Source organism: Halonatronum saccharophilum DSM 13868, from assembly GCF_000517025.1.
GTDB classification, from domain to species: Bacteria; Bacillota; Halanaerobiia; order Halobacteroidales; family Halobacteroidaceae; genus Halonatronum; species Halonatronum saccharophilum.
Genome location: NZ_KI912091.1, coordinates 292,685 through 308,137, shown reverse-complemented (window position 1 = coordinate 308,137; position 15,453 = coordinate 292,685). Strand labels below are relative to the sequence as shown.

Annotated in this window: 14 protein-coding genes, 1 pseudogene and 1 riboswitch; of the genes and pseudogenes, 3 read left to right on the top strand and 12 right to left on the bottom strand. The window is 30.7% G+C overall.

Going from position 1 to position 15,453, the window contains the following annotated elements; genetic code table 11:
* Positions 1-41: 41 nt before the first annotated feature.
* The 9 genes and pseudogenes from HALSAC_RS0101685 to HALSAC_RS14730 all read right to left on the bottom strand — a co-directional run bounded on the left by HALSAC_RS0101685 (position 42) and on the right by HALSAC_RS14730 (position 5,260).
* Positions 42-374: a DUF1622 domain-containing protein gene (locus HALSAC_RS0101685; protein WP_035571054.1), complete on the bottom strand. Its 333-nt coding sequence runs from the start codon at positions 372-374 to the stop codon at positions 42-44.
* Positions 375-525: 151 nt separating this feature from the next.
* Positions 526-1,703, bottom strand: a pseudogene (locus HALSAC_RS14745) (IS3 family transposase).
* A 106-nt stretch (positions 1,704-1,809) separates the two neighbouring features.
* Complete coding sequence (locus HALSAC_RS0101670; RefSeq protein ID WP_027338808.1) at positions 1,810-2,145, bottom strand: FMN-binding protein; 336 nt, start codon at positions 2,143-2,145, stop codon at positions 1,810-1,812.
* Positions 2,146-2,172: 27 nt separating this feature from the next.
* On the bottom strand, positions 2,173-2,865 hold the full coding sequence (gene tatC / locus HALSAC_RS0101665; protein WP_051412033.1) for a twin-arginine translocase subunit TatC: 693 nt from the start codon (positions 2,863-2,865) through the stop codon (positions 2,173-2,175).
* Between the two features lie 33 nt (positions 2,866-2,898).
* Positions 2,899-3,063, bottom strand: coding sequence for a twin-arginine translocase TatA/TatE family subunit (tatA, locus tag HALSAC_RS16760; RefSeq protein WP_084804262.1), 165 nt, complete (start codon positions 3,061-3,063; stop codon positions 2,899-2,901).
* A gap of 33 nt (positions 3,064-3,096) precedes the next feature.
* Positions 3,097-3,768: a C-GCAxxG-C-C family protein gene (locus HALSAC_RS14740; protein WP_051412032.1), complete on the bottom strand. Its 672-nt coding sequence runs from the start codon at positions 3,766-3,768 to the stop codon at positions 3,097-3,099.
* A gap of 189 nt (positions 3,769-3,957) precedes the next feature.
* Positions 3,958-4,395: a YeeE/YedE thiosulfate transporter family protein gene (locus tag HALSAC_RS14735; RefSeq protein WP_051412031.1), complete on the bottom strand. Its 438-nt coding sequence runs from the start codon at positions 4,393-4,395 to the stop codon at positions 3,958-3,960.
* 19 nt (positions 4,396-4,414) lie between these two features.
* A complete protein-coding gene (locus HALSAC_RS0101645; RefSeq protein ID WP_027338806.1) occupies positions 4,415-4,639 on the bottom strand; it encodes a sulfurtransferase TusA family protein in 225 nt (74 codons plus the stop codon).
* 15 nt (positions 4,640-4,654) lie between these two features.
* Positions 4,655-5,260 (bottom strand): YeeE/YedE thiosulfate transporter family protein, encoded by a 606-nt coding sequence (locus tag HALSAC_RS14730; RefSeq protein ID WP_051412030.1) that lies wholly within the window; start codon positions 5,258-5,260, stop codon positions 4,655-4,657.
* Between the two features lie 153 nt (positions 5,261-5,413).
* Between HALSAC_RS14730 and HALSAC_RS14725 the strand changes: the two genes are divergently transcribed.
* The gene (locus HALSAC_RS14725) at positions 5,414-6,337 is read left to right on the top strand and encodes a LysR family transcriptional regulator (protein ID WP_035571052.1); all 924 of its coding nucleotides are present in this window, start codon (positions 5,414-5,416) and stop codon (positions 6,335-6,337) included.
* A 189-nt stretch (positions 6,338-6,526) separates the two neighbouring features.
* On the opposite strand, the gene HALSAC_RS17620 is transcribed toward HALSAC_RS14725, so the two are convergent.
* Positions 6,527-6,649 (bottom strand): hypothetical protein, encoded by a 123-nt coding sequence (locus HALSAC_RS17620; RefSeq protein ID WP_281172318.1) that lies wholly within the window; start codon positions 6,647-6,649, stop codon positions 6,527-6,529.
* Positions 6,650-6,679: 30 nt separating this feature from the next.
* Complete coding sequence (locus HALSAC_RS16240; RefSeq protein ID WP_027338805.1) at positions 6,680-6,967, bottom strand: hypothetical protein; 288 nt, start codon at positions 6,965-6,967, stop codon at positions 6,680-6,682.
* A gap of 310 nt (positions 6,968-7,277) precedes the next feature.
* Positions 7,278-7,364, top strand: a riboswitch (cyclic di-GMP riboswitch).
* 73 nt (positions 7,365-7,437) lie between these two features.
* On the opposite strand from HALSAC_RS16240, the gene HALSAC_RS0101620 reads away from it, so the two are divergent.
* Together HALSAC_RS0101620 and HALSAC_RS0101615 are read left to right on the top strand one after the other, a co-directional pair.
* Positions 7,438-8,601, top strand: a complete 1,164-nt coding sequence (locus HALSAC_RS0101620) for a methyl-accepting chemotaxis protein (protein WP_027338804.1) — start codon at positions 7,438-7,440, stop codon at positions 8,599-8,601.
* A gap of 50 nt (positions 8,602-8,651) precedes the next feature.
* Complete coding sequence (locus tag HALSAC_RS0101615) at positions 8,652-9,014, top strand: hypothetical protein (protein WP_027338803.1); 363 nt, start codon at positions 8,652-8,654, stop codon at positions 9,012-9,014.
* Between the two features lie 68 nt (positions 9,015-9,082).
* Here HALSAC_RS0101615 and HALSAC_RS0101610 read toward each other — a convergent pair whose 3' ends face one another.
* The gene (locus HALSAC_RS0101610) at positions 9,083-15,283 is read right to left on the bottom strand and encodes a non-ribosomal peptide synthetase (RefSeq protein ID WP_027338802.1); all 6,201 of its coding nucleotides are present in this window, start codon (positions 15,281-15,283) and stop codon (positions 9,083-9,085) included.
* Between the last annotated feature and the right edge of the window lie 170 nt (positions 15,284-15,453).

The window sequence follows — 15,453 nt, the reverse complement described above, 5'->3', positions numbered from 1 at the left end:
ATCTTCTTATATTTTTTCAACTTAGGAAAAATTAAATATCATCAATCTAATGCTACCCCCATATCTTTTGTTAAAAAGTAATTCAATGCTGTTCTAATGGCTATAATGGCAGCTAGTTGACCTATGTCAGTCCAGGTAGGAGCAACTACACTTCTTAAGATACTTGAACCAATTAAGATTCCTAACCCAACAGAAAAAGAATAGCCTAACTTGGCCCTACTTCTTTTCATAACATCAATAAAGTCTTCATTACTAAAGATAGCCTTCACATACATTCCAAAAACGCTTGTGATCCCATTTGCAATTGTAAAGATTGCAAATAACTGTGCAAAATACGATATATATTCACTTAATGATATCACTAAGCCTTCCATAGATGCCTCCTCTTTTTAATCTAAGATAAGGTGTATTCGAAAAAAATAATAGTATATTCCTCTTTATATAATATTAAAGACCAATGACTAACATGAAACTAAAACTTAAATTTGATAAGAGAAGGGCCAACATTGAGGTTCCCCCATTAAATTAGACACTAAGTTTAGTGGCTTTTCTCTCGTTTTCGTATTTTTCTGGACTTTTATAATTTAAAGTCGAGTGCATTCTAAATCTATTGTAAAAGACTTCAATATATTCAAATATATCTCTTCTTGCTTGAGCTCTTGTTATATAGTTATTATGATGAATTAATTCTGTTTTCAATGTTCCAAAAAAGCTTTCTGACACTGCATTATCCCAGCAATTACCCTTACGACTCATTGATGATTTAAATCCATTTTCAATTAATAGTTCTTGAAATTCTATACTAGCGTACTGACTTCCTCGATCTGAATGAAATATAAGTCCTCTTGAGACTTGGCGATTGTTTAGAGCCATATTAAGAGCATTTATTACAAGATTCTTTTTCATTGTGCTATCCATTGACCAACCAACAACTTTACGAGAATATAGATCTATTATGACAGCAAGGTAAAGCCAACCTTCCTGAGTAGGAATATATGTGATGTCTGAGACCCAGACTTTATTTTTTTGAGATACATCAAAATTCTCGGTTAAGAATATTATCTTTTTATTGGCAGGTTATGATTAGAATTTGTTGTAACTTTTGAATTTACGCTTTTGTATAGCTTTTAATCCTAATACTTTCATTAATCTTTCTACTCGTTTTTTATTGCATATAATGCCTTCTTTCTTAAGCTGTTTGTAGATTCTAGGGCTACCATAAGTCCCACGGCTCTGCCAATATATTTGAGCTACCTTAAATTTTAAAGTTTCATTTTCTTCTTCTCTTTTACTTGGTTTTCTTTTTAACCATTTGTAATATCCTGACCGAGATACTTCTAAAACTTTACACATCCTCTCCACAGCAAATTCATTGCTGTGATCTCGGATAAAACCATATTTTACTGTGGTTTCTTCGAGAAGATGCTTACCGCCTTTTTTAAAATGTCGCGTTCTTCTTTTGCAATTTTTAGTTCTTTTTTTAGTTTTATAATCTCTTGTTCTTCAGGAGAAAGATTTTGTTTACCATTGCCTGGGAAAGCTAAATTACCCTTGTCTCTATACTCTTTACGCCATCTAATTAGTGCATTATAACTAACACCTAAATCTTCAGCAATATCTTTACAATTTTTATCAGATTTAAGACTTAATTCAACAGCATCACGTTTAAATTGTTCATCACGTTTTATTTTAGGTTTGCTCATGTGTATTCCCCCTTTGAATAACTTTATTATACACCTTAACTCACTGTCTAACAAATAGGGGGAAGATTACATCACTATAAAAAATAGCAACGTTGGCCCTGAATATTTACTTAGCTAATGCATCTTTAACTGCATCTATTATTCCATTACTTGTATTTGTAGCACCACTAACTGCATCAACCTCAACTGATTGCCCTTCAATGATAGCATCAGATATTCCCTCGATAGCACCATCAGCTATACCTGCAGTATCATTATGAGATAAAACATTAACCTCACTGATACTTCCATCACCAACAACCACTTCAACCTCAATATCACCTTGATGACCTCTTCCACTACCTAGATAAATTCCATCCTCAAAAGAAGCCTCTTCTGCTCTACAACCAATCAAAGCTAAAGCCAATAAAAATATTGCACCTATTACAATAAATTTTTTCATTTTAATTATTCCTCCCTAATTTTTAATCTAATCTATAATTCTAGCAATTATAATACTAACCTCGTATAAGAAAATCAAAGGCAAAGCAATCATCGTCTGCGATACTATATCCGGGGGAGTCAATAAAACTCCAAAAATAAAGATCAAGACAATAACATATCTTCTATTTTTAGTTAAGAACCTATGAGTGATTAATTTAAGTTTCACTAATAATATTACCAACAAAGGAAGTTCAAAGACCAATCCAAAGGGGATTAGCAAACTAATTATAAAGGATATATAATTACTCAAAGAAAACATCGCCTTTAAACTATCATTACTAAATCCTAAAAAAAATCTGACTCCAAAAGGTAACACTATAAAATAAGCAAAGGCTACACCAAGTATGAAGAAGATATAAGATAATGGTACTAAGACTTTGATATACTTCTTCTCTTCCCCTTTAAGTGCTGGAATAACGAAAGCCCAGAATTGATAAAGTATTATAGGTAACGCCAATAATAGACCAACGATAAAAGCAATCTTGATCTCAGTAAAGAAGGCCTCTGTTGGAGTTAAGTAGATCAATTCACCTTCTGTTAAACTAGCTAAAACTTCAATTATCTCTGTAGCTCTCATATACCCTACTATTGCTAATAAAGCTGTAGAAATAAGGGATATTAAAACCCTTCTTCTAAGCTCTGTTAAATGACCTACTAAATTCATCTCCAAATTAGACATTAATATCCCACCTTCTATATCAAATATCTATATCTAATCCTTTTTATCTTCATTCTTAGAGTTTATATCAGTTGCTTTTTTAAATTCTCTAATCCCATCTCCAATAGACTTGCCAATCTCAGGTAATTTACTTGGACCAAAGATTACTAAGGCAATTACTAAAATTAAGATTAACTCTGTAGGTCCTAAACCAAACATAGATGCACCTCCCTTTAATCTGCTAATTATCTTCTATAAATTCTTATTTAGCAATTCAACTGTCTTAGCCGCTACATCTCCAGTAAGCTTAGCACAACGGTTTCTCTGCTCTGGACTTCCAAAATAATAGCCACTCTCTTCTACCCATTTCATAACTGAATCTGAACACAAATTAGAGTGAGCTACAGTTTGAACCTGACCAGTAAAATCAGCATAAGCATCATGCTTTTGATTTGGGAATTGATACTCCTTATACCAATCCAATAATTCATTTATTATTCTATTATGATCTTCAGAAACCAAATTAATAAAAGCAGCAGCACCATTTAAAGAACCACATAAACTTCCGCTTCCTGCAACTCCACCACCACCATATCTAAACATACCTAAAGGTAAAGCAGTAGATTGACCTGTCTTCTCCTCTGTAGCCTTAACTAAAGCTGCAACAGCCCCATACATACACCCACCATTAGAGTACTCTTCATACCCTCTTCTTCTTAACTCTTCAGAATCTAATCTCTTATATTCAACTGGTACTTCAGGTCTTTGAGAAACTGATACCTCTTGTTTCTTATCAAACTTTAATAAATTTAACCCCATCCCAGTTGTAACTGCTCCAAGGGCAAAACCTCCTGCTCCAACTAAAAATCCTCTTCTAGAAATGTTGTTCTTTTCATTATTTAAGTTATCTCTTTTCTCTACCATATTAGGCACCTCCACTTGTTATTAGTTATTAATTAGTATAGGGTGTGAATGTCCAAACTTTCACAACCTAAAATAAAAAGTATTACTCTCTTAATAACTAACTTCTAGGGCCAACACCTCTTTCCTATCACTTTGCTATTCCTAAAAATTATAGCCCCATAACCAAAAGGTATATGGGACTATAATTTATCAATATATGAACTTTTTTATAAGAATTGTTCCAATTTTAACACCCAAAAAGGTCGAAATCAGAAAAAACCATCCATGCATCGAAAGAGATGAGGTGCCATTGACCATAGCTCCTATATTACAACCACCTGCTATTCTAGCACCATAGCCCATTAAGATACCACCACAGAAAATATAAATAGATCTTTTCCCTTTAGATATACCTCGTAGCCTAAATCCACCAACTAAATAAATAGATATAAAGGAACCTAGGATAACTCCTAGATTTAATACCAATCCCTTAGAAAAGCTAAAGTTTAGTAGTATAAAGGATTCTGTTATTCCCCAAAAATCTTCTGTGAAGAAGAGTATACTAATATTTAAAAGAGCCAACAATAGAGCCCCTACCCAATATGACCACCGACTTGTTAATACAGACTTCTTAGTAGATAATTTCATCTACCCACCCTTTCTAACCCTATCCTTTAACTGCATCAATCTGCCAAATACCTAACTTAGGCTCTTCAACCTCAAAATCATAACCCTTTTCTTCTAATAAATCCATAATATTTCTAATAGCCACCGTCTGATCAGTTAAGATAATTAACCTTTGGCCCTTTTTTAGCTTAGAAAGCCTCTCTCTAACCTTCAATAAAGGAATCGGGCAAATCTCTCCAACTAAGTCTAACCTTATCTCCTTCACCCTATCTCCCCCTCTCTACTGTTGCTTATCTAAGTCATTTAAAATATAATAAGCTATAAATAATATAGAAAATTGTATTACCATAGCTCCAATCCAACCAAAACTAATAGGAAAGAAAGCAGCCTCTCTACCAAATCTTTCTTGCCACCAACTCAAATGCTGAAAACCTAAATTACTACCTATAATTAAACCTATTAAAGCTATAATAAATACACTAGAACCTTCACCTATTCTTACTAATATCCCACTAGCACATCCACCAGCCAAAGCCATTCCAATTCCAAATATTAAACCACCGATAACCGTATATAACCCAAAAGGAGATATATTTAAAGAACTTTCACTTAAACCCGATGCTAGACTATATTGATAAATACTAAAGCCTAACGTAGATATCCCGATTAGAATTATTATTGCTTTTATCAATTTAGTATCCTTAAATAAAAAGAAGTTCATTATCCCATTAGAGAAACAGAAGTTACTCCTTTGTATAACAAACCCAACTGCTAACCCTAATAATAACACTATACTAATCTCTGTATTAAAAATAAATATAAATAAAGCCATAATACATAAAAGAAGTAGCCCTTTATCCCAAGAATCAATACCGAAACTTTTCATCTAGACCCCTTCTTTCTAATATTTTAAGATTAAATCCTTGCAAAAATAAAATTCCTCTGATTTAATAGAGACAACAGGTAAATAATAAGTCTATAAAAGCAAAGAAGTTGATTATATTTTATCATACTTAAAACACCTCTACAAGCAAAGGAGATGATTCACATTAAGATATATCAATTTGAAGTCTTTATTACTGTAACTAGAGTTAAGAGCTTCTCTAAGGCTGCTAAACTATTATACTTAAGCCAGCCAGCTATCAGTAAACATATTCAATCTATGGAAGATTACTATGGTACCAAACTATTTCAAAGAAGTAACCAAGGGGTTAAACTAACTTCAAGAGGAGAAATCGTCTACCAATACGCAAAAAAGATACTAAACCTCCATAGTGAACTAGAATTAGAGATCGATAACTCTCTTAACCTCAAAGATCTCAGTCTGAAAATAGGAGCAAGTATAACCCCTGGTGATTACTTAATCCCTTGTGCTATTTGGACCTTTAAGGATAAACACCCCAAGGTAAACATTGATTTGAAAGTTGATAATAGTCAAAATATAACAGATAAGGTCTCTAAAGGAGAAGTGGATATTGGATTTATCGAAGATAGTATACCAAAAGGACTTGATTTGACAAGTAAGAAGATTATGACTGATAGCTTATGCTTTATAACCTCTAGTTACAAAAATTATCAGAAAGAAATATCTATATCCAAATTAAAAAGACTACCTCTAATACTCCTTAATGATGATTTTAATATAAGACGTAAATTCAATGAATTTCTAGAAGATAATAATTTGAAGATTGGAGATTTGAATATTAAAGCAGAGATGGGGAGCATAACTGCAATAAAATCTGCTGTAGAAGCTAATCTGGGTATATCACTCTTAAGTTATTCAGCAGTAAAGAAAGAACTTCACCAAGGCGAGATTGAACTACTTAATTTAAAGGAAGAATACCTAGAAAACTTAGAAATAGACCTTAATTTAATATATAAAAAGAAGATTGAAAACCCAAATATAATCAATAAATTCATAACCTACTTAACAATCCAGAATGAAAGTATATTCTGTAAATAATTAATTTTCTATCTATATGCAATTTCAACTTCAAAGACTCTCCTTCAAAACCTTTGATATTTATACTGCTATCACTGCTTGCCTTAACTAAAATAACCTTATTCTTTCCTATCCCATTCTCTACAGCCTTCTTTAAAGAGAAATGAGCCCTAGCAGAACAGATAGCATATGTATCACCACTTACACCTTTTATATTAGTCTTAGGTGCACCTTTTCCACCCCTATTCTTAAAGCATTAAATATACCACCTTGTCCACCATAGGTAAAATATCCACCAGCCTTTTTAGGATTATAGCCAAAGATTCTAGCCATCATAGCAACTGACTTTATTTCAGCCTCTGCCTATGCAGGTGAAGCCACATCCCAAATAGCATTACAGCTAAGTAATCCAGCAGTCATAAACCCTAAAAGGCTTGGAATACTAGCTGGGGCCAAAGCATTTAACATAAAGTTTTCATTGTAATAAAGATGGCCAGCCACTAAAAAATCCATCTCTTCTAATAAACTCTCAATCCCCATCCCCTTTTGAGGGATAACAGCCTCTTTTATAGCTTGACTATAATCTCTGCTGCTATCTCCTTTTAAGGAGGCTTTATTCTCTTCTTTACGATTATCAATAATACAATTCAAATCTTCTAAATAGCCTAAAAACTTATCCCTAATCTTTTGATTACCATCAGTACTTAAAAATAGTTCTTTTAGTTTTCCATTTAATCCTTTTTTTACATTGTAAATTTTACCACCTCCTTAAATTATATAACTACATTTCTAGATTATCAAACTAAAACTACAATACCTATATATTTTTAATATTATTATTTGATTTTTTTAAAAATTATAGCTATAATAGAGATAATAGGCGACATTTTCCTATTACATCTTACTTTTTTTCAACAACTAAATGTCGATTCGAGTCGATATCATTAAAAATAATCAATTAAAAATTTAAAGGCAAACATATCGAAAGGTATGGACGCAAAGCCATTGGGTCTACAGATATAATATCTATGATTGCCAGGTTGCCATTACTAAAAACCATAGTGGCAACACTATGGTTTTTAGTAATGGTATAAATAATTAAATAAAGGAGGTGAATATACTTGAAAATTTTTTTAAAAAATCACTTTAAATTTATTTTAAAAAATAAAGCTTTTATTAAAATAAACTTATTAATACTACTTCTGATATCTATTGCTTTTTTATTAGTAACAACTAATTTTATAGAAGAAATAACAACTAAAACAATAATTCAAATAATAGCCGTAGTAATTTTAACACACCTAATATTAGTAGCCATAATCTGTTGGTTTATTCAGGATTTAGTAAAACCAATAACTAATTTAAAAGCAACTATAAAAACATTTATTGATGAAGATAAAAAATTAACAGAATTAAAAATTGAAGATTCTGATATTAATAACTTAAATATCACATTTAATAAACTAATCTTAAATCTACAAGATAATCTAAATGAAGTAATTCAAGAAACAGAAGATATTGAAGAGACAGCTCAATTATTAAAAGAAGCATCTACTGAAGGAAATTCAATAATCGCCCAAACTATTGATACTATCCACAATATATCTAGTGGTATAGAAGAGATTTCTGCTAGTAATCAAGAGGTTAGTGCTTTCTCTGAGCATACAAATCAAGTTGCTCAAGATGGTAAAAAGGATATTGAAACAGCTATTAAACAGATAGAAAACATTAAATTAGTAGCAGAGAATTCAGCAACACATATGGAACAACTCAATCAAAAAACTGTTCAAATAAATCAAATTGCAGACCTTATTACTAATATAGCAAATCAAACAAACCTATTAGCATTAAATGCAGCAATTGAAGCTGCTAGAGCAGGAGAACATGGAAGAGGATTTGCTGTTGTAGCTGATGAAATCAGACAATTAGCTGAAGAAACTACTGGTGCAACAGGCAAGATAACTAACCTAATTAATGATATAAAATTAGAAACTAGCCAAGCTCTAAAGGCAACTAATAATGGAAGAGATGAAGCACTAAAAGGAGAGTCCATTATTAAACAGCTTGATAGCAATTTCAGTAATATACTAAAAGCAATTCAAGATAATACTTCTCAAATTCAGCAATCAGCAGCTGCCACAGAAGAACTAGCTGCAGGAAGCGATGAAATTGCTAATATGACTGATGGAATTAAATTAATTATGGATGAGGTCTTAGATTCTACAACTTATATGTCTGATACTTTAGAAAACTTATATACATCAATAGAAAAGTTTAAATCTTAAATAGATTTAAACTTTTTAAACAAATTAAAAATAACAAGGGGGAATTTAAAATGAAAAATTATGATATTAAGTACAATGGAGTTAAAAATCGAATTTATATTACTTTTAAAGACAGTTTAAAAACTCCAGAAGCAAAGGAATATCTCGAAGAATTAAAACCAATAATTAATAAGGCTAAACCGAATTTTACTGTCTGTCTGGATGTATCATCTGACCCTGTTCATTCTAAAGAAGTAGACGCTATCTTCAATGAAGGAAGACAAGCTATGTTAAAGAAAGGTATTAAAGGCGTAGGGACAATTATGTCTAAATCATCACTTGCCAAGATGCAACTAAAAAGAACACTTAAAGATTTAAAGAATAATATCTTTGCAAACAAAGCTGAAGCAGAAGATTATCTTGATTCTTTATAATTAACATAGTACTATAAAAGAGCCAATGTTGAGTTTAAACTCAACATTGGCTCTTTTATTATCTTTATCTAATTAATATATCCTATCTCATTACAATATTTCAAAATCCTTTTTATAAATTCTAAATCAATTTCTGGCCAAACAAAACCTACCCTCTCCAATGCTTTTACCGTAAACTCTGTATCCATCTTTTCTTGAGTATTCTCTTCGATAAAATTATGAACTCCAGCTGCTAAATCATTAAATAATGTACTTAACTCTCTTTCAAAATCAAAATTCTTTATCCTATTAGAGATTAAATCATAAAATTCTTGATTACTTACCTCTTCAATCAGATAGCCTGCTTTATTAATCCCAGCAATAAACTTTCGCATTGGAATTAAATTAGCATTCATCATATGAAAGTTATATCCTATAGACTCTTTCCATAAGATCAAGCTAACCATAGCTTCACTACATTTATCTACTGCTGTAAAATCACTTTTATAATCCATATAAGCACTTGGTGCTTTACTAAGACAAATTAAACCTTTAGTATTATTATAAAATCTATTTTCAACAATATTCTCTTGAAAATGTCCATCTTGATGTCTTCCAACCAATAAACCAATTCTATAAATTGAAGCTTTTAATCCTCTAATTCTAGCCTTATAAACAACCCTTTCTGCTTCAAATTTACTTTTACTATATACATCGGTCATAAAATTCTGCCCAATATTATAATCACTTTCTTTAAACTTCCCTTTTCTTCCCCCTTCACCAACAATACTTATAGTTGAGGTATGGTGAAAGGTCTTCTCTTTAGATGTTAAACAAAAATCCACTAACCTTTGAGTACCAAAAACATTAATATTTTCAAACTGTTCATACTTTCCATAATGTCTTACATCTGCGGCAGAATTAATAACTGTATCAACCTTATTTGCTAATTCTTGATATAGATTATCTTCAATTCCTAAATTATCTTCCGTTAAATCTCCTTTAACACCAATAATTCTATTACCTAAATATTTATCTAGCTTCTCACCAAAATAAAAATTTAGTCGCTTCTTTAATCTAAGTTCACAATTATTATTATTATTTTCCCTTAATAAACAATATATAGTTGCATCAGTTTCAATTATAAGATCCCTTAATATATGAGAACCTAAAAAACCTGTAGAGCCTGCTAATAATATATTTTCTGGCTTAAGCCTAGTGACAGATAATCGACTAAAGTCAGCTAAATTATACTCTTCTATCAAAATATCATCTGAAGATTCCTCTGAATAAGCTGCAACTTCACCTAAAGCGGACATTACTTCTTCTAAACCTTTTGCTTTTATCTGTTCAATCTTATCTGCCAACTCTTCAATTGTTGGTGTAGAATAAATCTCCCCTATAGGAATTAATACCTGACACTCTAATTGAATCATCTGCATCATTTGTATCACCGACAATGAACTCCCGCCTAAATCTAAAAAGTTATCTTTTATTCCTATTTTATCTGATTTCAATATTTTTTTCCAGATATCCACTAACTTACTTTCTAATTCAGTACGAGGGCCAACATACTCTACCCCTATATCTACTTCTAAATTAGGTTCTGGTAATGATTTTCTATCAACTTTACCATTATGATTGAGAGGCATTTCATCTAATTGAATAAAATATGATGGAATCATATAAGCTGGTATCTTCTTATATAAATAAGAACGAATTTCTTTAACATTCAACTTACTTTCTTTATTAGTTACAATATAAGAAACTAAACGCTTATCACCAGAAGCAAATTCCTTAGCTAATACTACAACTTCTTTAACCTTTTGATGCTTTAATAAAGCTGACTCTATCTCTCCTAATTCAATTCTAAAACCCCTAATCTTAACTTGATGATCTATTCTTCCAAGGTACTCCATATCACCATTAGACAATAATCTAGCTAAATCTCCTGATCTATAAAGCCTCTCTTCTGGCTTGTATGGATTAACTACAAATTTATCCTCTGTTAATTCTTCTCTATTTAAATAACCCCTTGTTACTCCCTCACCACCAACACATAATTCTCCTGGTACTCCTACAGGTTGTAACTTCATATTGCTATTCATAATATAAGTAGTTAAAGTTGGAATTGCTTTTCCTATATTACTTACACCTGATTCTATCTCCCTTATTGTTATCTCTTTGAAGGTAACATGAACTGTTGTTTCTGTAATTCCATACATATTGATAAGTTTAGTCTCTGGGTACTTCTCTTTCCATTCCTTTAACTTAAATGGATTTAATGCTTCACCTCCAAATATTATATATTTTAAATTCAACCTCTCATCTCCACAAATTAACTCTTCACTAATTAAATTATAAAAAGCCGATGGAGTCTGATTTAAAACTGTCACCTGATATTCTTGCAATAATCTCCTAAACTTATTAGTATTTCTTGCTAATGTTTTAGGGATTAAAATCAACTTAGCACCATATAATAAGGCACCATACATCTCCCATACTGAAAAGTCAAAACAGTATGAATGAAACATAGTCCAAGTATCACTACTATTAAAATCAAATTGGAATTTTTCATTAAATAATAACCTAACTACATTTTTATGTTCTACCATTACACCTTTAGGTTTACCTGTAGTTCCCGATGTATAGATTATATAAGCTAAATCACTTGGTTTATTGATATTTTCAAGATTATTATTATCTCCTTGATATATGTCTTTATCATCTACACAAATCTTATTTTTAGTAAATTCAACTTCATTTATTAAATTGCTACTTGTCAATAAAATATCCATCTTACTATCCTTTAAGATATAGTCAATTCGATCTCTAGGATAATTAGGATCAATTGGTACATAGGCTCCACCTGCTTTGATAACTGCAATAATACTAATTATCATCTCTAAGGATTCTTCTAACATTATTCCTACCAAATCATCAGCCTTTACTCCACTCTTTCTTAACAATCTCGCTAATTGGTTAGCTTTTTGATTTAATTCTTCATATGTTAATTCTTGACCCTCAAATATGATAGCTATATCATTTGTCCTCTTCTCTACTTGCTCCTCAAATATTTGATGAATCGTTTTTTCCTTTGGATATTCTACTGATGTATCATTAAATTCAATTAATAGTTCTTCCTCTTCATCTTTAGATATCATTTCAATCTCTGATAACTTAATTTCTGGCTTCTCTACAACCTCTTTGATGATATTAATAAAATGCTTAGAAAATCTCTCTATAGTCTCTTTCTTAAATAAATCAGTACAATACTGTAAATCAAATTTAATTCCCTTATCTGTTTCTATCGCTTCTAAAAGAATATCAGCTTTAGCATTATTATACCTAAAGTCAATAGGTGTAACCTCTAAATCACCAAATCTAACCTTATCTAAATTTATATTCTGTAATACAAATGCTACATCAAAGAGTGGGTGCCTACTTGTATCTCTTTTAATATCTAAATTATCAACTAAATCTGCTAACTGATAATCTAAGTTTTCATAGGCTTGTAATACCTTCTCCTTTGCTTCCTTTAAAAAATCTTCAAAACTCTTATCTCCCTCTGGATAACTTCTTAAAGCAATAGTATTTACAAACATACCAAATATATTCTCTAAATCAATATGAGGTCTACCAAACATTGGAGAACCTATTATAATATCCTCTTGACCTGTATATTTATGCAACAAAGTATTATATGCTGCAAATAATCCCATATACAAAGTTGTGTTATTATCACTTACCAATCGATTTAACTTATCACTTGTCTCCTTATCAAGATAAAAGGTAATATTTTCACCATTATAACTTTTAAACTTTGGTCTTGAATAATCAGTTGGTAAATTAAGAACAGGCAACTGACCACTAAACTCATCTAGCCAATATTTTTTTTGCTTTTCTATTACTTCAGCATTAGAAAGCTGTTCTCTTTGCCATACAGCATAATCTTTATAAGTTTTATTTAAAGCAAGAAGCTCATCACCTTCATATAATTTTTTCATCTCTTCTACCATAATATCTAAAGAAGCACCATCCATTATAATATGATGTAAAACAATTAAAAGGTAATACTTGTCCTCTCCTACCTTAACCAAATTTACTCTCAATAATGGGGGGTTACTTAAATCAAAGACCTTTCCTAATTCTTCTAAAATATTATCAATCTCACTTTCTGCTTTTTCCATATATTTAATCTCGAAAGGAACTTCTTGATAAATCTTTTGAACAAATTCTCCATTAATAACCTCAAAACCTGTTCTTAAAGATTCATGCCTCTTAATCAATTTTTTAAAAATTAATTCTAATTTATTAATATCAACTTTACCTTCTATTAATATACCAAAAGGCTCATTATAACTTGTACTAGACTGATCAAACTCAGTTTCTAACATTATCCTCTCTTGGGCTGAAGATAGTGGATAATAGTCTCTTTTCTCCACATCATCAATTGCAAAAGTACTATTTATTTCAGTATTTTCTAGATATTCAACAAGTTCTTTTAACTTTGTTCTTGCTATTATTTCTTTTAAAGAGACCTTTATACTCATTTCTTTATAAATTTTATTAGCAAGACTGATTAATTTTAATGAATCTCCACCTAAAGCAAGAAGGTCATCATTCATACCTATTTTTTTTACCCGTAATATACTTTCACAGATTCTAATTAATTTTTTCTCTATTTCACTCTCTGGAGCTAAATATTTTACACCTGTATTTAAAGTACCATCAGGCTCTGGCAGCTTATTACGATCTATTTTACCATTTTGGGTTAGTGGCATCTTATCTAACTGAATAAAATAAGAAGGAACCATATAATCAGGTAAATCTTTAGATAAAAATTTCCTTAACTCCGCTACTGTAAGATCTCTATTCCCAGTTATATATGCACATAAATAATCTACACTTCCTTTTTCTCCTTTAGCTATAATTATGGCTTCTTTAATAGCAAAGTATTCTAATAATTTACTCTGTATCTCACCTAACTCTATTCTAAAGCCCCGAATTTTAACCTGATGATCTATTCTTCCTATAAACTCTATATTTCCATCATCTAACATCTTTACTAAATCCCCTGTACGATACATCTTCCCCTCAGAAAAAGTATTATCAACAAAAACCTCAGCTGTCTTTTCTGGTCTATTTAAATATCCTTTAGCTAAACCATCACCTGCTATACATAACTCTCCTGGTACTCCAATTGGTTGTGATTTATTGTTTTCATCTAAAATATAAACCTCTGTATTTGCTATAGGACTTCCAATTGGTATGTTATCTGCTTCTTTATCAATTTCATTAATATAATAATAAGTAGCATAAACTGTAGTTTCGGTTGGCCCATAAACATGGATTAATTTGTCTTTACCCAAATAATCTAAGGCTTTTCTAGCATGAGGTACAGATATTCTCTCGCCACCAAATAATATTTTCCTAACACCTTTTAATTGCTTTAAATGATTATCTGCTAAAATATTAAATAATGCTGTTGTTACAAAGAAAATTGTAATTTTTTCTCTCTTTATTAGTTTAGCTAACTTATCTACCTCTAATAACTTATCCTGAGTTATCATTACTAGCTTAGCACCATTTAAAAATGCCCCATAAATATCAAAAGTAGAACCATCAAAAGCATAATTAGATAATTGCAGTATCCTATCGTTAGAATTAATATTAATATAATTAGTATTTTTAACTACTCTACTGATATTATAATGCGTAGTCAAAATACCCTTAGGTCTTCCTGTAGTCCCAGATGTATAAATTATATAAACAATATCATTAGGGCTATTTAAGTTCTCTAAATTAGCTTTATCTCCCTTATAAAGGTTTTTTTCAGTTATATCTATGATTTTCCCACCATATTCTAGCTTATTTATTAAATTAATATGCCCTAATATCACCTTAGCTTTACTATCCTCTAACATATACTCTATTCTCTCTCTTGGATAATTTGGTTCTATTGGCAAATAAGTTGCTCCTGACTTTATAATTGCCCAAATTCCAACCATCATATCTAAAGATCGCTCTACCATCAACCCTACAACTTGACCTACTTTTACCCCTTTTTCCCTTAAACTTCTAGCTAATTGGTTGGCCCTTTCATTTAATTGAGAATACGTTAGTTCTTGATCTTCTAATTTTACAGCTATTTCATCTCGATGCTTAAAAACCTGCTTTTCAAAGATTTCTTGTAAAGTTTTATTCTTTGGAAAGCAAGTTGCAGTATTATTAAATTCATAAATCAACCTATCCCTTTCATTATCTAAGATTCTCTCGCTTTGATCCATTTTACTACCCCTCCTAATAGTTGCTATTTTGATTTAAATTATAAAATATAGCGGTTATAACTAAAGTATGTTATATTTTTACTGTCGTCAGTAATATATTTCTCATTTTTACTATAAAATACCTCCTTTTTATTATAAAAAATATATCTTATTTTTTATGCAGGAATATA